Genomic DNA, 19,641 nt, shown 5'->3' with positions numbered 1-19,641 from the left:
GCCGGGCGGACGGCATCGTAAAGTCGCCTCATGCAGATCCGTGAAACGGCCACCGCCACGCCCGACAAGCCCGCCGTCATCATCCATCCGTCCGGCACGGTGGTGACCTTCGGCGAGATGGAGGCACGGGCCAATCAGCTGGCGCACTACTTCCGCGAGCACGGCCTGGTCGAGGGTGACGCGGTGGCCATATTGATCGAGAACAACGAGCACATGCACGTCGTCATGTGGGCGGCGCGGCGCACCGGTCTGTACTACGTGCCCATCAACACCCACCTGACCGCCGCCGAGGCCGCATACATCATCGACAACAGCGAGGCCAAGGCGATCGTCGGCTCGGCGGCACTCACCCCGGTGCTTGAGGGCCTGGCCGAGCATCTGCCCAACGGTCTGCCGCCGGTGCTGCTCACCACCGGCGAGCTGGACGGCTGGGTGCGCTACCCCGAGGCGGTCGCCGATCTACCGACCACGCCGATCGACGACGAGTGGGACGGCGATCTGCTGCAGTACTCCTCGGGCACCACCGGCCGCCCCAAGGGCATCAAGCGGGCGCTACCGCACCTGCCGCCGTCGGAGACCCCGGGCATGATGGCCGCACTGGTCTCGTTCTGGATGAATCCCGACGCGGTCTACCTCAGCCCCGCGCCGCTGTATCACACCGCTCCGTCGGTGTGGTCCATGCAGGCGCTCGCCGGTGGCATCACCACCGTCGTGCTGGAGAAGTTCGACGCCGAAGGCGCGCTGGAGGCCATCGGCAAATACGGCGTGACGCACGGCCAATTCGTCCCGGTGATGTTCACGCGCTTCCTGAAACTGCCCGAGCAGGTCCGCAATTCCTACGACGTGTCGAGTCTGCAGCGCGTCATGCACGCCGCCGCGCCCTGCCCGGTGGAGATCAAGAAGCAGATGATCGACTGGTGGGGCCCGATCGTCGACGAGTACTACGCCTCCTCCGAAGCGATCGGCGCCACACTGATCAGTGCCGAGGAGTGGCTGGCCCACCCCGGCTCGGTGGGCAAGGCCATGACCGGGGTGGTGCACATCCTCGACGAGGACGGCAACGAACTGCCGCCCGGACAGGCCGGCGAGATCTTCTTCGAGGGCGGTCAGGACTTCGAATATCTCAACGATGCCGAGAAGACCGCGTCGTCGCGGGATTCCCACGGCTGGAAGACAGTGGGCGACATCGGCTATCTCGACGACGACGGCTACCTGTACCTCACCGACCGGCGGCACCACATGATCATCTCGGGTGGGGTGAACATCTACCCGCAGGAGGCCGAGAACATGCTCGTGATCCACCCGAAGGTGATGGACGCCGCGGTGTTCGGGATCCCCGACGACGAGATGGGCCAGGCCGTCAAGGGTGTGGTGCAGACCGTCGACCCGGCCGATGCCACCGACGAATTCGCCGCCGAGCTGCTGGCCTGGCTGCGAGATCAGCTGTCGCACTACAAGTGCCCGCGCTCCATCTCGTTCGAGGCGCAACTGCCGCGCACCGATACCGGCAAGCTCTACAAGCAGGAGCTGATCAAGAAGTACTCGTGAGCGTCCTCGAACTTCCCGGCGGGATCACCGTCGGCGTCGGCGATCCGGTCGAGGCGGCGACCTTCACCCTCACCGAAGACCACACCGACGACCGGCGGGCGGTCACCGTGGCCTCGGTGCACGCCACGGTGACCGAGCTGCGGACCCGGCTGCAGCGTTGGCCGCAGTCCGCGGCGGTATGCGACGACGTCCTGCGCAGCGCCGACCCGGCCCGCTCGACCTACGCCGGCGTGATCACCGAATCGCTGGCGTACTCGACCCTGCAGTCCGGGCCGGAGTTCGGGCGCTGGCTTGCCGAACGCGGGCCCGCGGAGCTGCCGCACATCGCCGACCCGGTGCTGTCCCAGCGGACCGGTGACACGCTGCACATCCAGTTCAACCGGCCGCAGCGGCACAACGCCTTCACCACCGATGCGCGCGCCGCCCTGTTGGAGGCTCTCGAGGTGGCCCGCCTCGACGATTCGGTGACCGGGGTGGTGCTGACCGGTAATGGCCGATCCTTCTGCAGCGGAGGCGATCTCGCCGAGTTCGGCACCCTCGCCGATCCGGCGAGCGCGCACCTGGCCAGGACCCGGCACAGCCCGGCGCTGGCGCTGGACGAGCTGACCGCCCGACTGGGCCCGGCCTGCCGGGCACATGTCCACGGCCAGGTGCTCGGCAGCGGGCTGGAGATGGCGTCCTACTGCGGTCATGTCAGCGCCGACCCCGCGGCCACCATCGGACTCCCCGAACTCGCGCTCGGACTGCTCCCCGGGGCGGGCGGGACCGTGAGCATCACGCGGCGGATCGGCCGTTGGCGCACCGCCTATCTGGTGCTCACCGGCGCCACCATCGACGCCGCGACCGCGCTGTCCTGGGGCCTGGTCGACGAGATCGTCAGCGCTGCCGGGCCGGCCTGATCACCATCTCGTTGACATCCACGTCCGCGGGTTCGTCGATCGCGAAGCCGACCGCCCGGGCGATGGCGTCCGGCGCGATCGCCGCGGCGCGGTAGCTGCGCATCGCGTCAGCGGCGGTCGGGTCGGTGATCGTGTCGGCCAGTTCGGATTCCACGACACCGGGTGAGATGGTGGTGACCCGGATCGAGGGGTCCAGCTCGAGGCGCAACCCCTCGGTGATTGCCCACGCCGCATGCTTGGTGGCGCAGTACACCGCGGCGGTGGGCACGACCTCGTGCGCACCGACGGAGGCGACCGTGACGAAGTGTCCACTGCCGAGCCGTTGGAAGTGCGGCAGGGTGGCGGCGATGCCGTTGAGCACACCGCGGATGTTCACGTCGATCATGGTGTCCCACTGGTCGACCAGCAGCGCGTCCATCCGGGACAGCGGCATCACCCCGGCGTTGTTGATCAACACGTCGACGCGCCCGTACCGGCTGACGGCCGAGTCGACGAAGCCGGTGAAATCCGCCCGGTCGGTGACGTCGAGGCGGCGTATCGCCAGATTGTCTCCTGCCAGTGCGTCCAGCCGGTCGGTGCGGCGGGCTCCGGCCACCACCTGGTGACCCTGGGCGGCCAGCCGACGCGCGATGGCTTCGCCGATCCCGCTGGTGGCTCCGGTGACGAGGACGATCTTTTTATCGGTCATGCGTTCCAGCCTCGGTCGGGTGCGGTGGCCGTGCCAGGGTGCGTGACACCCAGGCATCGGCGATCGCCCGCGCCTACTGTGGCCATATGCCGGAATTCGGGGATTTTCTGCGCAGCCGGCGGGCCCTGCTCGGGCCCGCGGACGTCGGACTGGTCAGCGTGGGCCTGCGCCGGGTGCCCGGTCTGCGTCGCGAGGAGGTGGCCCACCTGGCCGGGGTGAGCGTCGACTACTACGTCCGCCTCGAGCAGGGCCGGGAACGATCACCGTCGGTCCAGGTTCTGGAGGCGCTGGCGACCGCGCTGCGTCTGGATGAGGACGGCCGCGCACACCTGTTCCGGTTGGGCGGCCAGGCCGCACCGGCACCGGGGCCGGTCGCCCCCGACCGGGTGGATCCCGCTCTGCTGCAGCTGATGGCGGCGTGGCCGGACAACCCGGCGCTGGTCTACAACCGGGCCTATGATGTGTTGGCGGCCAATCCGATCGCCGAGGCGCTGTTCGGGGATTTCGGTGCGCACGGCAACCTGATGACACTGGTGTTCACCGAGCCGCGGGCCCGGGAGTTCTACGCCGACTGGCCGCGCATCGCGGCGAATTCGGTGGCGGGTTTCCGGCGCAACCATGGCGAGCAGCCCGGTGACCCGCGGGTGGTCGCGGTGCTCACCGAGCTGCTGGCCACCAGCCCGGAGTTCGCACAGCTGTGGGCTCGCCACGATGTCCGGGGAAAGACGCTGGACACCAAGGTCTTCCGGCATCCCGAGGTCGGCACCGTGACCCTCGGGCTACAGACGTTCGCGGTGCGCTCCGCGCCCGGTCAGGAGCTGGTGGTGTACCAGGCCGCGCCCGGTTCACCGAGTGCGGATGCGGTCAAGATGCTCGGCAGCCTGGCGGCCAGCCGCGGCATCTGAACTATATGTGCGCACGTGCGCACACGTAGTGCATACTTGGGCGGTGTCCGTCTTCGCCCGGTTGTTCGCCGCCCAGGTCATCGCCCTGACCGGGACCGGACTGCTGACCGTCGCCCTCGGCCTGCTCGCCTATGACCTGGCCGGCGGCGCGGCCGGCGCGGTGCTCGGGACGGTGCTCGCCATCAAGATGGTGGCCTATGTCGTTGTGGCACCGGTGATGTCGACGCTCACCGAGCGGCTGCATCCCCGCACCGTGCTGGTCGGCGCCGACGCGGTGCGCGCCGCGATCGCGGTGTCGCTACCACTGGTCGGGCACACCTGGCAGGTGTATGTGCTGGTGTTCGTCCTGCAGGCCGCGTCCGCGACGTTCACCCCGGCATTCCAGGCGGTCATCCCGGCCGTGCTGGTCGACGAACGCGACTACACCCGCGGGCTGTCGCTGTCGCGGCTGGCCTATGACCTGGAGGCGATGCTCAGCCCGCTGCTCGCGGCCGCGCTGCTGACGGTGCTGGCCTACTCCGGACTGTTCGTGGCCACCGCCGGGGGATTCCTGCTGTCCGGCCTGCTGGTCGGACGCACGGCGGTGCCGGCCGGGGCACGTCGCACCGAGCAGGTACCGTTGCTCGACCGTGTGCTGACAGGCACGCGGATCATGTTCGGCCGCAACGATTTACGTGCGCTGCTCGCGATGAACCTGGCGGTCGCCGCGGCCACCGCGCTGGTGCTGGTGAACACGGTCGTCTACGTCCGCGGACTGCAGGGCGGAGACGATGCCGACGTGGCGGTCACACTGGCCGCCTACGGTGCCGGGTCGATGGCCGTCGCACTGTGCACACCCCGGTTGCTGACCGTCGTCGCCGACCGCATCCTGATGATGATCGGTGGGGTCGGCGCGGCGGCCGGCCTGGCCGTGACCGCCGCCGTGCTCAGCGTGACCACGCCCGGCCGGCCGGTACTGATGGCACTGTGGGCGGCGCTCGGCGCGGCCACCGCCATGGTCACCACCCCGGCCGGCCGACTACTGGCCCGCACCGGCCCGGACCGCACCGCGGTGTTCACCGCCCAGTTCTCGCTGTCGCACGCCGGCTTCCTGCTGACCTATCCGATCGCCGGGTGGGTGGGCGCGGGCGTCGATCACGGGCTGGCCGCAACGATCCTGGCTATCCTCGCAACAGGGGCGGCCGCAGCGGCGGTCCGCATCACGACCCGCGGGAGGGGGCAGCTCGTCGATGGACAGGACGCCGACCGCGCCGACCGACGCGCCCAGTCTGGTCCACGCGGGCGCACCGGACCGTGACCGCCTCGACGCGGCCAGTGACACGTTCCGGATGCTGGCCGACCCCACCCGCCTGCACCTGCTCTGGCTACTGACCCAGGGTGAGGCCGATGTCAGCGCGCTGGCCGAGGCCACCGGCGGGTCGCGCACCTCGATCAGCCAGCACCTTGCCAAGCTGCGCTTCGCCCGGCTGGTCGACACCCGCAAGGACGGCCGCCGCGTCTACTACCGGTTGCGCGACGGCCATCTGGGCCGGCTGGTGCGGGAGGGCCTCAACCATGCCGATCACCGGGTCACCGGAGAACCGCCGCACGCCTGAAATAGAGTCCGGATCCATGGATGGACCGGGCGGACCGTATTTCGACGACCTGCACGTCGGCGATGTGTTCGACACCGCGCCGTCGATGACGCTGACCGCCGGTGCGGCCGCGGTGCACCAGAGCATCCTCGGTGACCGGCTGCGCCTGGCGCTCGACGCCGAACTGGCCCGGACCGTCACCGGCGCCGCCGCGCCGCTGGCCCACCCCGCCCTGGTCTGCGATATCGCGATCGGCCAGTCCACGCTCGTCACCCAGCGGGTGAAGGCCAACCTGTTCTACCGGGGACTGGATTTCCACCGGTTCCCGGTGCTCGGCGACACCCTCGCCACCCGCACCGAGGTCGTGGGTCTGCGGCAGAACACGCCCAGACCGGGCCGGGCCGGCACCGGTCTGGCGGCACTGCGGATGCGCACCACCGACCAGCAGGGCCGGCCGGTGCTGGACTTCTATCGCTGCGCCATGCTCCCGCTGTCCGCCGACGACGTCGTCACCGGTCATGCCGACGATCTGAGCTGCATCGGCGCCGAGCGGCCCGCACCGCCGGACCCGACCGTCGACTGGACGGGCGGCACGCTGGCGGGCACCTTCGACACCGCGCTGGTCGGCACCGTGCTGCCCAGCACCGCCGACGTGGTGACCAGCGCCCCGGAGCTCGCCAGACTGTCGCTCAACATCGCTGCCACCCATCATGATTCGCGGGTCGGTGGGCAGCGCCTGGTGTACGGCGGGCACACCATCGGCCTCGCACTGGCCCAAGCGAGCAGGCTGCTGCCGAATCTGGCGACCGTGCTGGGCTGGGAATCCTGTGACCACACCGGTCCGGTGCACGAGGGCGACACCCTGCACAGCGAGCTGCACGTCGAGGACGCCGAACAGGTGCCGGCCGGCGTCCGGCTGGGGCTGCGGTCGGTCGTCTACGCCGTCGGACAGGACGGCGACCGCCCCGTGCTGGACTGGCGTTTCCGCGCACTGCACTTCTAGAACCGTGCCGCCGGGCCACAATGACGTGATGGACGGCGTACTGAGCCTGCCGGCCGCGCTGTGCACCCGGGCCCAGCGGCAGGCCGCGGACTTCACCGCACGTACCGGGGTGGCGCTGGACGCCACGGAACTGGTCGGCGGGCGCGCCGCCCTGCTCGGACTCGCGGCACGCGGCCGGACCTCGGCCGGCGGAGCCACCCGGCTGTTGCGCAGCACCGACACGTGGTGCGCCGTCACACTGTCGCGGCCCGACGACATCGACGCGGTGGCCGCCCTGATACAGGTCGACACGATGCCCTCCGATTACTGGGCGGCCGTGCGGGGATGGGTCGCGCACCGGTCGGCCGCCGACGCCGTGGCCCGCGCACAACTGTTGGGTATCCCGGCGGCCGTGCTCGGCGAGGCGCAGTTCGCGCCGCCGCGGGTGGTTCCGCTCGGGCCGCGCCGGGCGCCGGGGGCGCCGCTGCTGGTGGCCGATCTGTCGTCGATGTGGGCAGGCCCGTTGTGCGGCCAGCTGCTCCACCGCGCCGGTGCCACCGTGGTCAAGGTGGAGAGCCCGGCCCGACCCGATGGCACCCGCCGTGGCCCCACCCCGTTCTTCGATTGGATGAACCGCGGAAAGCTCTCGTATACAGTCGATTTCGACGATGACGCGGACATCCGTGCGCTGCTGTCGGTCGCCGACGTGGTCATCGAGGGGTCGCGGCCCGCGGCGCTGCATCGCCGCCGGCTCGGCCCGTCGGACATCGCCGCCCGCGCCGGTCGGGTGTGGCTGCGCATCACCGGCTACGGAACCGAGGGGGATGCCGCCGCCCGGGTGGCCTTCGGCGATGACGCGGCGGTGGCGGGCGGACTGGTCGAATACGATGCGGCCGGGCCGGTCTTCGTCGGCGATGCGATCGCCGACCCGCTGACGGGTCTGCACGCAGCGGCCGCCGTGGCCGATTCGCTGGCCCGCGGCGGGGGTGAACTCATCGAGATCTCGATGGCCGCGACCGCGGTCGGGTACGTACCGTTTCTCGGCGGGGCGCGCCGGGAACCCGCAATCCCGCAGGATGGTCCGGCGGCCTCGCGGTTGGGTTATGACAATGCGGCGGTGCGCTCACTGGTGACCGAAAGGCTCTCGCTGACATGCTGATTCGACAGGCCCATCTGCTCGACGGCCGGATTGCCGATATCCGGACCGGCCCGGTGATCACCGAGGTTGCCCCCGGGATCACACCGGAACCCGGTGAGCAGGTGCTCGATGCCGCAGGGGGCGCGGTCATTCCCGGCCTGCACGATCATCACCTGCACGTGCATTCGGCTGCGGCGGCCGCGGATTCGGTGCGGGTGGGAACCGGCGAGGTACACGGCCGCGATGACCTGGCCCGCGTCCTCGGCGCAGCCGAGGTCGGCTCGGACGGCTGGATCCGCGCGGTCGGCTACCACGAGGCGGTGGCAGGACCGCTGGATCGCGCTGTCCTCGACGAACTCGCACCGTCGGTGCCGGTGCGCATCCAGCACCGCAGCGGTGTGCTCTGGACGCTGAACTCGGCCGGGCTGGCGGCCGTCGGCCTGTCCGGGCACCCGGATGGCCGACTGCGCAGTGCCGACCGGTCCTGGTCGGATGCCCTGCAGCGGCGGGACACCGTGCTCGACGATCTGAGCCGTCGGCTCAGTGCCCTGGGTGTCACCGGAATCACCGATGCCACACCCGATCTCGACATCATCGACATCGTCAAACTCGAAGAGACGCACCGGCACGGCGGTCTGCGCCAGGCCGTTCACCACCTGGCACCGGGCAAGCGCATCCTGCACGACGACAGCCTCGACCTCGCCGAGCTCACCGCCTTCATCGAGCGCCGCCACCGCGACGACGCACCGGTGGCGCTGCACTGCGTGACCGCAGCGCAACTGGTGATCTCGATCGCCGCCCTGCGTGCCGCGGGCAGCCACCCCGGCGACCGCATCGAGCATGCGGCGGTGGTGCCCGACGATTGTCTGGCCGACCTCGTCGAACTCGCCGTCACGGTGGTGACCCAGCCGAACTTCGTCGCCGAGCGCGGAGATCAGTACCTGACCGACGTGCCCGCCGAGCGGCAGCACGAACTCTGGCGGGTGCGCTCGCTGCTGCAGGCGGGCATCCCGGTGGCGCTGTCCACCGACGCCCCGTTCGGCGAGGCCGACCCGTGGGCGGCGATGCGCGCCGCCGTCAATCGCCGCACGCCGGCCGGCACCGTGCTCGGGGCGGCTGAGCGCATCGACGCCCGCACGGCGCTGGAGCTGTTCCTGGGCACCGCCGGCGCACCGACGGTCGCGCGAACCATCGACCCGGGCGAGCCGGGTGACCTGTGTGTCCTGGATGTGGCGCCGCAGCAGATGCTAGCCGAACTGGACGCGCGGTCGGTGGTTGCCACCGTCATCGGTGGCGAACTCACCCACCGGCGTCCCTGATCAGTCAGGCGGCTCGGTTCCCTGGTCGGGAACGTCGGGGGTGGGATCCCCCCGCTCGGCCCGATCGGCCGCCCGGGCCTTGGAGGACTCGTCCTCCGGCTCATTCTCGTCGTCGACGTACACGCCTTTGCCTTTTGGCATGGTGTCCCTCCTCTCGGGCCCGGCCTGGCTACCCGGCGCGCGGTGTAGCGAAACCGGCCGCGGGTACCCGGGCGCCATGGATCAGACGGTGGCTCCAATACTCGACGCGATGGCCGACTATCAGCAGTCCCACCGGTACGGCTTCTCGCCACCCGGTCACCGGCAGGGTCGCGGGGTCGACCCGAGGACGCTGCGGGTGCTCGGCCGGGACCCCTTCCTCGACGATGTGCTGGCCGCCGGCGGCCTGGACGACTGGCACACCAGCAACGGCTACCTGGAGCACGCCGAGGAGCTGATGGCCGACGCGGTCGGTGCCGACCACGCCTGGTTCTCCACCTGCGGCAGTTCGCTATCGGTGAAGGCCGCCATGATGGCGGTGGCCGGCGGGGACGGCAGCCTGATCGTCGGCCGTGACAGTCACAAATCGATCGTGGCGGGTCTGATCTTCGCCGGTGTGCAACCGCGCTGGGTCTCCCCGCAGTGGGATGCCGCCCGGCACCTGTCCCACCCGCCCTCGCCACGCCAACTGGCCGAGGCGTGGGACCGCCACCCCGACGCCGCCGGTGCGCTCATCGTGAGCCCCAGCCCGTACGGCACCTGTGCCGACCTGCGGTCGATGGCCGAGATCTGCCATGCCCGCGGTAAACCGCTGATCGTCGACGAGGCGTGGGGTGCGCACCTGCCCTTCCACGAGGATCTGCCGACCTGGGCCATGGATGCCGGGGCCGATCTGTGCGTGGTCAGCGTGCACAAGATGGGTGCCGGCTTCGAACAGGGCTCGGTGTTCCACCTGCAGGGTGACCTGGTCGACAAGGACCGGCTCGCCGAATGCGCCGACCTGCTGATGACCACCAGTCCGAATGCCATGGTGTACGCGGCAATCGACGGATGGCGCCGGCACATGGTCGACCGCGGTCACGAGTTGCTCTCCGGGGCAATGTCATTGGCGCACGGACTGCGTGCCGATGTCGAGGCGATCGATGGCCTGGAGGTGATGCACGACGAACTGCTCGGTGAGTCGGCCTCGCACGACCTGGACGTGCTGCAGGTGCTGATCGACGTCTCGGGAGCCGGCAACTCGGGCTATCAGGCCGGGGATTGGCTGCGCAGACATGCCCACATCGACGTCGGACTGATGGATCACCGCCGAATCCTGGCCACCCAGTCCTTCGCGGACGGTGTCGACACCACCCGGCGTCTTCTCGGTGCCCTGTCCCAGTGGCGGACGGCGGCCGACACCTTCGACAAGCCCGCCGAGATCCGGTTGCCCGCCCCGTCGGAGATCGAACTGGACAGCGTGATGCTGCCGCGCGAGGCCTTCTTCGGACCGGTCGAGTCGGTGCCCGTCGCGCAGGCCGCCGGCCGCATCGCGGCCGAGCAGGTCACACCGTATCCGCCCGGCATCCCGGCGGTGGTGCCCGGCGAACTGCTCGATGATGCGGTACTGGAGTACCTGCGGTCAGGTGTGCAGGCCGGCATGCATCTCCACGATCCCGCCGATCCGGAGTTGCGCACCATACGGGTGGTGGCGCGGTAGCTGGATAACAATCCGGTCACAGTGCAGATCACGATCAATTAAAGGTTTGCCGCCCGAGATAAGAAATCGGTCCCGATCCTGAACGGATCCGGCCGGATTGCGACCGACGTCACGCGCTGCGGGTGTAACACCGGCCGCCGATGGGTAATGCGACGTCTGTACCGACCGGGAGTCCCAACGCGACACGCGTACCGTGGTTTTCGGGTCTGGGATGACATCCGGCGCGTCTAGATGAAGGCGCGCGACAGTCCGAAATTCGAAGGACACCTCAACCATGAAGAACAACGACACAATGATTCGCCGGGCAGCTGCGGGTGCGTTGCTGGGAGTCGCCGCGGCGGCACTGGTGGCGGCCCCCACCGCATCGGCTGCCCCGAACTGCAGCCCCGACGCGGTGGCCGGCACCGTCAGCTCGGTCACCGGCGCGGCGAGTGCCTATCTGAGCAGCCACCCGGGCGCCAACCAGGTGGTCCAGGCCGCTCGCACCCAGCCGCGCGATGTCGCGTCGGCCAACATCCGCGCCTACTTCACCGCCAACTCGCAGGAATACTACGAGCTGCGCGGGATCCTGGCGCCGATCGGGGACACCCAGCGGCAGTGCAACATCTCCGTGCTGTCGCCCGAGCTGGCATCGGCCTACTCGGAGTTCATGGCCGGCTGATCACCGGGAACACCCTCGCCGCCCGTGTGGTTCGTCCGCGCGGGCGGCGAGTTCGTGAAGATCCGCTTCAGCCACTCGCGCTGACAGCGGTGAAAGGTTTGCGACACTCCGCTTTTCGGTACGACACCGTCGAAGCCGTGGAACGCGCCCTCGACGATCTCCACCTCGCAGGGCACCCCCGCCGCGCGCAGCCGGTCCGCGTAGGCCAGGTCCTCGCCGTGGAACAGGTCGAGGGTCCCCACCCCGATCCAGGCCGGGGGCAGCCCGCTCAGATCCGCCCGGCGTGCCGGCACCGCCACCTCGGGATCGGCGTCACCAAGATAGGCCGACCAGCCGAACCGGTTGCTCTCGTAGGTCCACAACCGGTGCCCGGGATCGTCGAGTTCGGTACTCACGGAACGGTCGTCGAGCATCGGATACACCAGCAGCTGTGCCGCCAGGGCCACCTCCGCGCGGTCACGCGCCAACAGCGCCAGCGCCGCGGCCAGTCCACCCCCGGCACTCGCGCCACCGATCGCGACGCGGGTGGTGTCGACCGCGGGCAGGCCGGCCAGCCAGGTCAGCGCCGCGTAGCAGTCCTCCAGACCGGCGGGGTACGGGTGCTGCGGGGCCAGCCGGTACTCCACGGATGCCACGGTCGCGCCGAGCGCATCGGCGAACCGGCGGCACACCGCATCGTCCTGGGCGGCACTGCCGATGACATAGCCGCCGCCGTGGATCCACAGCAACGCCGGCCCGGGCGCGGCCGTCGCCTTCGGCTGGTACAGCCGGACCCGGACCCCGGACGCCAGGGTCAGCACCTGCACCCCGGCCGGCACCCGCCGGTCGGCCAGCACGTTCATCCGTTGCAGCAGACCGATACTGGCCGGGGTGATGATCTTGCGGGGCAGAAAGCGGGCGATGCGGGCCAGGTCGCGGTGAAAGGCGGCTGTGGTCGTCGTCACAGCGACAGTATGGCCTATCGCACAGCCAGCCGACCGGCCACCGTGAGCACGTCGGCCAGGGCGGCACCGCGGGCCGCGGGGTCCTTGGCCGCATCGTCGTAGCGCCGCAACCGCAGCGCATCCGACCACCACGGATGATCGACGAAGGCCGGATCCACCGCAGCCCCACCCTGCTGTCGCAACGACCGAGTCGAGGTGTCGCTGAGCAGGTAACCGGGATCGGTGGCGGCCAGGTAGCGCTTGGCCGCCACGTGCGCCCCGGCCAGCCAGCCCACCCGCTCGCCGTACCGCGGGGTCAGCCAGTCCCGGGCCACCGTGTCGTGGGCCGGCCCGTCGGGTAACAGCGGGCTGTGCGCGATGTCGTGCAGCGCCGCGGCCAGGACCAGCTCGTCATCGGCGCCGTCACCGATGGCCTGTGCCGCGCACTGCATCGCGTGGTCGAACTCGTCGACCGCCTCTTCATCCCAGACGCCGCGCAGCGACAGCAACACCCGGGTCAGCTCGGACTGTTCGGTCACGGCAGCAGCCTACCGAACGTGGTCTATACCAAGTGTTCATCGACTGTTGGGCCCGTCCACACGCGGCTGACGAGGCCGTGTCGGTCTGCCACGACATGCTCGAACGTCATGCGGGTGAGCTTCGACCGGGTGGGTGTGGCCGGGGCGTTGGAGGATTTCGACCTGCAGGTGGCGGCCGGTGAGACCGTGGTGTTGCTGGGTCCGGCCCGGGCGGGTGCCGCCACGGCGTTGCGGGTGCTGGCCGGCCTGGTGTGTCCGACCACCGGAACGGTACGCGTAGACGGGCGTGACCTCACCGGTGTCGGGCCGGCCGAGCGCGGTACCGCGCTGGTGCCGCGGGGATTCGGGTTGTTCCCGCATCTGCGGGTCGCCGAGAACATCGCCTTCGGCGTGCGCCGGTCCCGAATGCCCCGTCGGGTGTTGGTCGGCCGGGTCGTCGAGATGCTGGAGCTGATTGGCATGGCCGGACAGGAAAAGCGTTGGCCGCATCAACTTTCCGGTGTCGAGCAGTTGCGGGTCGCCGTGGCGCGGGCACTCGCGGTGCGGCCGTCGGCACTGCTGCTGGAGGAGCCGCTTGCCGCCCTGGACGCAGCCCGGCGCGCACCCGTGCTGACCGAATTGCAGCGACTGCGTGCGCTGCTGCCCGGCATGGCGGTGCTCTACGCCACCGCCGAGCATGCCGAGGCGCTCGCGCTGGCCGACCGGATCGCCGTGATGGACGAGGTCCGGCTGCTGCAGGTGGGTGCCGCCGAGCGATTGTGGCGCCGTCCGAGCAGCACCGCCACCGCGGCACTGCTGGGCGCGGCCAATCTACTTCCGTGCACGGTCCGCCGTGTCGTCGGTACCTCGGCGCTGGTGACGGTGGCGCACCGCGCCGTGTGCGCGCAGACCCCGACGGGCGGTGCCGGTATGACACCGGGGACCCGCGCGCTGCTGTGCATCCGCCCGCACGCGCTGCGGCTGGTATCGCTGGGTGACCGGGATGCCCTGCGCGCCAACGTGCGTTCGTCGACGTGGACCGGCGCGACGACCCGGGTGGAGCTGGCGTTGACCAGCATGACCGATCAGCACGTGACGGTGGACGTGCCCGGACGCGCGCATCTCGGGATCGGCAGCGAGGTCGGGGTGCGCATCCCCGAACCGGCCGGTGTGGTGCTGCCCCTGGCGGGCTGATTACTTCAGCAGCGGGTCGCGGGGCAGGCCCAGGATGCGCTCGGCGATGGTGTTGCGGGTGATCTCGGATGTGCCGCCGGCGATGGTCATGGCGCGGTTGCCCAGGTAGGTCCGGGTCAGCTGCTCGTTCTGGCCGGTCACCGCCGACACCCCGGCCAGCGTCATGCCCAGCTCGGTCAGCCGTTGCGACTGTTCGGCCAGCAGCAATTTGGTGACATTGCCCTCCGGGCCGGGTTCGGCGCCGGCGATGGCCCGGCTGACCCGGCGCAGGTTCAGCATCGGCAGGGTGAGCGTCTCGGCGATCACCGCGCCCGCGTCGTGCACATGGCAGACGGCGACCTCCGCGGGCACACTGTCGAGCAGTGCGACCAGGTCCGCGGTGGTGAACCCGGTCGGCGCCGAGGAGCCGCTGCCGATGGAGACCCGCTCGTTGCCCAGCGTGGCGCGGGCGACCGCCCAACCCCTGTTGACCGCACCGATGACATCGGTGTCGGGCACGAACACGTCATCGAAGAAAACCTCGTTGAAATGCGCGTCGCCGGTCAGGCCGCGCAACGGATTCACCTGCACGCCAGGTGATTTCATGTTGATGGCCATCATGGTGACGCCGGCGTGCTTGGGGGCGTCCGGGTCGGTGCGCACCGTGGCCAGCCCCCACTGGCAGTGCTGGGCCAGGCTCGTCCACACCTTCTGGCCGGTGACCCGCCAACCTCCGTCGACCTTCTTGGCCGCGGTCCGCACGGCCGCGGCGTCTGAGCCGGCGCCGGGCTCGGAGAACAATTGGCACCACATCACCTGCCCCCGCAACACCGGTTCCACCCAGCGCTCGCGCTGCTCGTCGGTGCCGGCCTGGGCGATGGTCAGCGTCACCCACCCGGTGATGCCCATATCGGGGATGTCGATGCCGCGGAACTCCTCCTCGATGACCAACTGCTCCAGCACATCGGCGGCCCGGCCCCACGGGGTGGGCCAGTGCGCGACCAGGTAGCCGGAGTCGACCAGGAAGTCGCGCCGCTGTTCGGCGGGCAGCGAACGGGCCTTCGCGGCCGCCTCGGCGGCCGCGGCGCGGTGACGCTCGGCCTCCGGCGGCACCGTGAACGACACCGTGTCGGTCTGCCCGGCACGCTGTGCGTCGACCAGCTCGGCCAGCGGATCGTTACCGTCGGCCAGCAGTGCGGCCAGGGTGCGGGCCCGGCGCAGGTACAGATGCGCGTCGTGCTCCCAGGTGAATCCGATACCGCCGTGCAAGTGGATGTTGTTGTGCGCATTGAAGACCTGTGCGCGTATCGCGTGCGCGGCGGCCACCGTGGCAGCCAGCGCGGCGTCGTCGAGATCGTCGCAGCGCGCCGCCGTCCACGTTGCCGCGGTGGTCTGCTCGGCAGCGACCAGCATGTTGGCGGCGTGGTGCTTGACCGCCTGGAAGGTGCCGATGGTGCGGCCGAACTGCTCGCGCACCTTGGCATAGTCGACCGCCATGTCCAACGCCGCCCAGCAGACCCCGACCGCTTCGGCGGCGGCAAGAATCCGGAACGCCGTCCGGGCCCGCCGGGAGGCGCCGCGCAGCACCCGGTCGGCCGGGATGGACGCGCCACGCATCGACACCGCGCCGATCGACCGGGTGGGATCCAGCGATTCCAGTGGGGTGACGGTGATCCCGTCGGCGTGGGCGTCCACCACGAGCAGGTCATCGCCGGCGGCCAGCACCAGGATGTCGGCATCGGGGGCGCCCAGCACGGCGGGCCACTGCGCAGTGGCGGTCAGGTCGGTCTGCATGTTGACCAGGATGTTCAGTCCGAGGGCGGCGACGAGGCTGCCGTCGGCCAGCCCAGGAAGAAGGTCGGCGCGAACGGAATCCGGCGCGCACCGGTCGATCACCACGGCGGCGGCCGCGGTGGGCAGGAAGGGTCCGGGGGCCAGTTCCCGGCCGGTGATCTCGGCGACCACGGCCAGTTCGGCCAGGCCGTAGCCGGCGCCGCCGTACTCCTCGGCGATGGCCAACCCGTTCCAGCCCAGCTCCGCACCCGCCGTCCAGATCTCGCGCGGATAGCTGCCCGGGTCGGTCAGTGTCGCGCGGGCCGCCGCGCGGCTGTCGAGTCGCTGCAGCTGGCCGATGGCCGCGGCCGCGAGGTCGGTGTGTTCTTCGGTGATGGCCAGCGCTGACGTGCTCATGATCAACCGAAGTTACCCGGGCCAATCGACCACCCAGAAGTGATACAGGTCACAGTTGAAATACGGGTAGACAGATCCTCGAAAATGTCTGCTTGAGCGGGCCCGTCCGCGGGTACGCTCGCGCCATGACGGCACAACCGGAGAACGTGAGCTCCGGCCCCTCCCTGATGAGCCGCGCACGATGGTTGCTGAACGCCAATCATGCCGACCGCATGCTGGCACTATCTGTCGCATCCGCTTCGCTGCCCATCGTCGGTAAGCAACTTGAGCCGCTCGGTGGGCTGGCCGCGATGGGTGTCTGGGGCTTTCGGCAGTTCCCGGAGTTGTTCGCCGCGTCGGCCAAGTCCTGGTTCGGGCCCGGCAACGCCCCGGTTCGCAAGGCGGAACGGGATCAGACGGTCACCGTCGCCAAGGAGGGACTGCGCGGGGTGGTCAACCCCGCCGACCTGGCCGGTACCTGGCCCACCCCGGAAGCGATGCCACCGTTGTGGAACACCATGACCTACCGGCGCGACGTGTACCGCTCCTCGGTGCGCTACGGCGACCACCCGTTGCAACTGCTCGACGTGTGGCGACCCGCCGAACTCCCTGCCGAGCCGGCGCCGGTGCTGCTGTTCATCCCGGGCGGGGCGTGGGTGCACGGCAGCCGCATCCTGCAGGGCTACGCGATGATGTCGCACCTGGCCCAGCAGGGCTGGGTGTGCCTGTCCATCGATTACCGGGTCGCACCGCATCACCGCTGGCCGCGCCACCTGACCGACGTCAAGGCCGCGATCGCCTGGGCCAGGGCCAATGTCGACAAGTTCGGCGGCGACCGTAACTTCGTCGCGGTGGCCGGATGCTCGGCCGGTGGGCACCTCGCGGCGCTGGCCGGTCTGACCCCCAACGATCCGGCCATGCAGACCGAGTTGGACGACGAGGCGGACACCTCCGTGGACGCCGTCGTCGGGATCTACGGCCGTTACGACTGGGAGGACCGCTCGACCGTGGAGCGCGACCGATTCGTCGATTTCCTCGAGCGCGTCGTCGTCGGTCGCAAGATCGACCGCCACCCGGACGTCTTCCGGGACGCGTCGCCGATCGCCCGGGTGCACCGGGACGCCCCGCCCTTCCTGGTGATCCACGGTTCGGGTGACACCGTGATCCCGGTCGCCCAGGCGCGCAGCTTCGTCGACCGCCTCAAGGCGACCTCGGACGCGCCGGTCAGCTACGTCGAGTTCCCGGGCGCCGGGCACGGTTTCGACATGACCGACGGGGCCCGCACCGGTGCGATGGCCAAGGCGATCGGACTGTTCCTCAACCAGATTCACCGAAACTCGACGGCACGTCAGGCCAAGGCGGTTATATAGACTCCTCCACCCAGGGGAGGAAAAGCCGTGAAGAGGCTCAGCGGTTGGGACGCGTTCCTGCTGTATTCGGAAGCGCCCAACGTGCACATGCACACCTTGAAGATCGCAGTCATCGACCTGCACGGCCTCGGCGGCCGCACGTTCGGCATCGACGAATTCCGGAACGTGTTGCACGGCAGGCTCTACAAGCTCGAGCCCTTCCGCTACCAGCTCGTCGACATCCCGTTCAAGTTCCACCACCCCATGTGGCGGGAGAACTGCGATGTCGACCTGGAGTACCACATCCGCCCGTGGCGGGTGGCCGCCCCCGGTGGTCGCCGCGAACTCGACGAGGCGATCGGCGAGATCGCCAGTACGCCGCTGGATCGCAGCCGCCCGCTGTGGGAGATGTACTTCGTCGAGGGTCTGGCCGATGACCGGATCGCGGTGGTGGGCAAGATCCATCACGCGCTGGCCGACGGGGTGGCCTCGGCCAATCTGCTGGCCCGCGGGATGGACTTGCAGGACGGGCCCCAGCGCGACCGCGACTCCTACGCGACCGACCCGGCACCGTCGACCGGTGAGCTTGTGCGCTCGGCCTTCTGGGACCACATGCGCCAGATAGGCCGGGTGCCCGGGCTGGTGAAATACACCGCGGACGGGATCGGCCGGGTGCGGCGCAGCAACCGCAAGTTCGGGCCGGAACTGACCCGTCCGTTCACCCCACCGCCGAGCTTCATGAACCATGTGCTGACCCCGGAACGCCGGTTCGCCACCGCCAGCCTGTCGCTGGCCGATGTCAAGTCGACCGGAAAACAGTTGGGCGCCACCATCAATGACATGGTGTTGGCATTGTCCTCGGGTGCGCTGCGCACGTTGCAGCTGCACTACGAGGGCAAGGCCGACCATCCGTTGCTGGCCTCGGTGCCGATGAGCTTCGACTTCTCCCCGGAACGCATCTCGGGCAACCGCTTCACCGGCGTGTTGATGGCGCTGCCGGTGGACATCGACGATCCGCTGGAACGGGTGCGGCGGGCCAGCGAGGCGGCCACCCTGGCCAAGGAGAGCAACCAGCTGATCGGACCGGAACTGGTGGCGCGATGGGCCTCCTACATGCCACCGGCCGGCGTCGAGGCATTGTTCCGGAAGCTGTCCAATGTGGACGGGCAGAACAAGATCCTGAACTTGAACATCTCGAATGTGCCGGGCCCGCGCGAGCTCGGGCGCGTCGGCGGGGCCACGGTGTCCGAGATCTACTCGGTCGGACCGCTCACCGCGGCCAGCGGTCTGAACATCACGGTGTGGAGCTATGTCGACCAGCTCAACATCTCGGTGCTCTCGGACACCGCCACGGTGCGGGACCCGCACGAGATCACCGATGCGATGGTGCAGGAACTGCGCGATATCCGTGCCGCAGCGGGGATCTCCGGGGAGATCACCGTACACACGTGAGCCGTCCGGGATGCGACCCTGCCGACGCGGCGGGGATACGACACAATGAACCCGTGCACCGGCTGACGCGACTGACCCGCACGGTCGCCGCGGTCGTGGTGATGCCGATGGTGGCGGTCGGTTGCTCCTACGGCCCGTCGACCTCTGATTCGGCAGGCACCCGGAATTCGGCGGAACGCGGCGTCACCAGCGCCACCGATGATCCCGGTGCCGTCTCGATCCTGCCCGGCACCGCGGCGCTCGGACAGCCGCTGACCGCGAAGGGGGCCACCATCACCCCCCGGGCCGACAACCTCGCGGTGCTGCAGGCCGGCGCACAGACCGAACTCGGCATCGAGGTGTCCTTCACCGGGGTGACCACACCGATCGATGCCACCGGTGCCAACGGCGGATTCCGGCTGCACCTCAGCGGCGGCGAGCAGATCCCCACCTCGCGGCCGGTCGAGGCCACGACGCTGCCGCTGGCATCGCGCGTCCGCTCCGACTCCACCGGCTGGGTGTTCTTCGAACTCGGGCCCGGGATGCGCCCGACGCAGCTGCAGCTGACCGCCGCGCCGGCTGGTTTCGGCATGGAGCCGGCAGCCATCGCCATCTGGACGATGCCGGCGACGCTGCCCGCGGCATCCGCACCGGCCGCGCCGCCACCCCCGCCGCCACCACCGGGT

19 protein-coding genes are annotated in these 19,641 nt (G+C 70.0%); 14 read left to right on the top strand and 5 right to left on the bottom strand.

The window, feature by feature from the left end; translation table 11 throughout:
* Positions 1 to 30: 30 nt before the first annotated feature.
* Positions 31 to 1,548 (top strand): fatty-acid--CoA ligase FadD4, encoded by a 1,518-nt coding sequence (fadD4, locus tag BST17_RS26660; protein ID WP_083062027.1) that lies wholly within the window; start codon positions 31 to 33, stop codon positions 1,546 to 1,548.
* Positions 1,545 to 2,447, top strand: coding sequence for an enoyl-CoA hydratase/isomerase family protein (locus BST17_RS26655; RefSeq protein ID WP_083062026.1), 903 nt, complete (start codon positions 1,545 to 1,547; stop codon positions 2,445 to 2,447). Before fadD4 ends, BST17_RS26655 begins: the two co-directional genes overlap by 4 nt.
* Here the strand turns inward: BST17_RS26655 and BST17_RS26650 are convergent.
* On the bottom strand, positions 2,425 to 3,135 hold the full coding sequence (locus BST17_RS26650; protein ID WP_083062025.1) for an SDR family oxidoreductase: 711 nt from the start codon (positions 3,133 to 3,135) through the stop codon (positions 2,425 to 2,427). The two genes, BST17_RS26655 and BST17_RS26650, sit on opposite strands and share 23 nt — an antisense overlap.
* A gap of 86 nt (positions 3,136 to 3,221) precedes the next feature.
* On the opposite strand from BST17_RS26650, the gene BST17_RS26645 reads away from it, so the two are divergent.
* Genes BST17_RS26645 through BST17_RS26625 form a run of 6 tightly spaced genes read left to right on the top strand, consistent with a single transcriptional unit; the run spans position 3,222 to position 9,053 of the window.
* Positions 3,222 to 4,040 carry a helix-turn-helix domain-containing protein gene (locus tag BST17_RS26645; protein WP_109750319.1) on the top strand — a complete coding sequence of 273 codons (819 nt, stop codon included), beginning with the start codon at positions 3,222 to 3,224 and terminating at the stop codon, positions 4,038 to 4,040.
* A gap of 43 nt (positions 4,041 to 4,083) precedes the next feature.
* The gene (locus tag BST17_RS26640; RefSeq protein ID WP_234807843.1) at positions 4,084 to 5,337 is read left to right on the top strand and encodes an MFS transporter; all 1,254 of its coding nucleotides are present in this window, start codon (positions 4,084 to 4,086) and stop codon (positions 5,335 to 5,337) included.
* Entirely contained in the window at positions 5,270 to 5,635 is a 366-nt protein-coding gene (locus BST17_RS26635; protein WP_083062022.1) for an ArsR/SmtB family transcription factor, read from the top strand. Before BST17_RS26640 ends, BST17_RS26635 begins: the two co-directional genes overlap by 68 nt.
* 16 nt (positions 5,636 to 5,651) lie before the next feature.
* On the top strand, positions 5,652 to 6,617 hold the full coding sequence (locus BST17_RS28910) for a MaoC family dehydratase (RefSeq protein ID WP_109750318.1): 966 nt from the start codon (positions 5,652 to 5,654) through the stop codon (positions 6,615 to 6,617).
* 28 nt (positions 6,618 to 6,645) lie between these two features.
* A complete protein-coding gene (locus tag BST17_RS26630; RefSeq protein ID WP_109750317.1) occupies positions 6,646 to 7,755 on the top strand; it encodes a CoA transferase in 1,110 nt (369 codons plus the stop codon).
* Entirely contained in the window at positions 7,749 to 9,053 is a 1,305-nt protein-coding gene (locus tag BST17_RS26625) for an amidohydrolase family protein (protein ID WP_083062020.1), read from the top strand. The genes BST17_RS26630 and BST17_RS26625 overlap by 7 nt, the downstream gene beginning before the upstream one ends.
* On the opposite strand, the gene BST17_RS29435 is transcribed toward BST17_RS26625, so the two are convergent.
* Complete coding sequence (locus BST17_RS29435) at positions 9,054 to 9,194, bottom strand: hypothetical protein (RefSeq protein WP_165762359.1); 141 nt, start codon at positions 9,192 to 9,194, stop codon at positions 9,054 to 9,056. It lies immediately after the preceding gene.
* A 76-nt stretch (positions 9,195 to 9,270) separates the two neighbouring features.
* On the opposite strand from BST17_RS29435, the gene BST17_RS26615 reads away from it, so the two are divergent.
* Both BST17_RS26615 and BST17_RS26610 read left to right on the top strand, forming a co-directional pair.
* Positions 9,271 to 10,731, top strand: coding sequence for an aminotransferase class I/II-fold pyridoxal phosphate-dependent enzyme (locus BST17_RS26615; RefSeq protein WP_083062018.1), 1,461 nt, complete (start codon positions 9,271 to 9,273; stop codon positions 10,729 to 10,731).
* Positions 10,732 to 11,005: 274 nt separating this feature from the next.
* Positions 11,006 to 11,392: a heme-binding protein gene (locus BST17_RS26610; RefSeq protein ID WP_083062017.1), complete on the top strand. Its 387-nt coding sequence runs from the start codon at positions 11,006 to 11,008 to the stop codon at positions 11,390 to 11,392.
* Here BST17_RS26610 and BST17_RS26605 read toward each other — a convergent pair.
* Both BST17_RS26605 and BST17_RS26600 read right to left on the bottom strand, forming a co-directional pair.
* Positions 11,368 to 12,336: an alpha/beta hydrolase gene (locus BST17_RS26605; protein WP_234807842.1), complete on the bottom strand. Its 969-nt coding sequence runs from the start codon at positions 12,334 to 12,336 to the stop codon at positions 11,368 to 11,370. The genes BST17_RS26610 and BST17_RS26605 overlap by 25 nt on opposite strands.
* A gap of 14 nt (positions 12,337 to 12,350) precedes the next feature.
* The gene (locus BST17_RS26600; RefSeq protein ID WP_083062016.1) at positions 12,351 to 12,854 is read right to left on the bottom strand and encodes an HD domain-containing protein; all 504 of its coding nucleotides are present in this window, start codon (positions 12,852 to 12,854) and stop codon (positions 12,351 to 12,353) included.
* Positions 12,855 to 12,962: 108 nt separating this feature from the next.
* Here BST17_RS26600 and BST17_RS26595 point away from each other — a divergent pair, with 108 nt between their 5' ends.
* On the top strand, positions 12,963 to 14,027 hold the full coding sequence (locus BST17_RS26595) for an ABC transporter ATP-binding protein (protein ID WP_083062015.1): 1,065 nt from the start codon (positions 12,963 to 12,965) through the stop codon (positions 14,025 to 14,027).
* Here the strand turns inward: BST17_RS26595 and BST17_RS26590 are convergent, their stop codons facing one another.
* Positions 14,028 to 16,196, bottom strand: coding sequence for an acyl-CoA dehydrogenase family protein (locus tag BST17_RS26590; RefSeq protein WP_083062014.1), 2,169 nt, complete (start codon positions 16,194 to 16,196; stop codon positions 14,028 to 14,030).
* 125 nt (positions 16,197 to 16,321) lie between these two features.
* Here BST17_RS26590 and BST17_RS26585 point away from each other — a divergent pair, with 125 nt between their 5' ends.
* The 3 genes from BST17_RS26585 to BST17_RS26575 all read left to right on the top strand — a co-directional run.
* On the top strand, positions 16,322 to 17,545 hold the full coding sequence (locus BST17_RS26585; RefSeq protein ID WP_083062013.1) for an alpha/beta hydrolase: 1,224 nt from the start codon (positions 16,322 to 16,324) through the stop codon (positions 17,543 to 17,545).
* 27 nt (positions 17,546 to 17,572) lie between these two features.
* Positions 17,573 to 18,976, top strand: coding sequence for a WS/DGAT/MGAT family O-acyltransferase (locus tag BST17_RS26580; RefSeq protein WP_083062012.1), 1,404 nt, complete (start codon positions 17,573 to 17,575; stop codon positions 18,974 to 18,976).
* A gap of 53 nt (positions 18,977 to 19,029) precedes the next feature.
* The coding region (locus BST17_RS26575) for a hypothetical protein (RefSeq protein WP_207573721.1) at positions 19,030 to 19,641 on the top strand (612 nt) is incomplete at its 3' end.

It is taken from the genome of Mycolicibacterium bacteremicum (genome assembly GCF_002086115.1).
GTDB classification, from domain to species: domain Bacteria; phylum Actinomycetota; class Actinomycetes; order Mycobacteriales; family Mycobacteriaceae; genus Mycobacterium; species Mycobacterium bacteremicum.
Note: the sequence above shows the minus strand (reverse complement) of the source record. Positions and strands in the feature narration are given on the sequence as shown.

Coding starts and splice junctions, on each gene's coding strand:
- fadD4 (WP_083062027.1), top strand. CDS start 31: ATGCAGATCCGTGAAACGGCCACCGCCACGCCCGACAAGCCCGCCGTC.
- BST17_RS26650 (WP_083062025.1), bottom strand. CDS start 3,135: ATGACCGATAAAAAGATCGTCCTCGTCACCGGAGCCACCAGCGGGATC.
- BST17_RS26645 (WP_109750319.1), top strand. CDS start 3,222: ATGCCGGAATTCGGGGATTTTCTGCGCAGCCGGCGGGCCCTGCTCGGG.
- BST17_RS26635 (WP_083062022.1), top strand. CDS start 5,270: ATGGACAGGACGCCGACCGCGCCGACCGACGCGCCCAGTCTGGTCCAC.
- BST17_RS28910 (WP_109750318.1), top strand. CDS start 5,652: ATGGATGGACCGGGCGGACCGTATTTCGACGACCTGCACGTCGGCGAT.
- BST17_RS26630 (WP_109750317.1), top strand. CDS start 6,646: ATGGACGGCGTACTGAGCCTGCCGGCCGCGCTGTGCACCCGGGCCCAG.
- BST17_RS26625 (WP_083062020.1), top strand. CDS start 7,749: ATGCTGATTCGACAGGCCCATCTGCTCGACGGCCGGATTGCCGATATC.
- BST17_RS29435 (WP_165762359.1), bottom strand. CDS start 9,194: ATGCCAAAAGGCAAAGGCGTGTACGTCGACGACGAGAATGAGCCGGAG.
- BST17_RS26615 (WP_083062018.1), top strand. CDS start 9,271: ATGGATCAGACGGTGGCTCCAATACTCGACGCGATGGCCGACTATCAG.
- BST17_RS26610 (WP_083062017.1), top strand. CDS start 11,006: ATGAAGAACAACGACACAATGATTCGCCGGGCAGCTGCGGGTGCGTTG.
- BST17_RS26595 (WP_083062015.1), top strand. CDS start 12,963: ATGCGGGTGAGCTTCGACCGGGTGGGTGTGGCCGGGGCGTTGGAGGAT.
- BST17_RS26590 (WP_083062014.1), bottom strand. CDS start 16,196: ATGAGCACGTCAGCGCTGGCCATCACCGAAGAACACACCGACCTCGCG.
- BST17_RS26585 (WP_083062013.1), top strand. CDS start 16,322: ATGACGGCACAACCGGAGAACGTGAGCTCCGGCCCCTCCCTGATGAGC.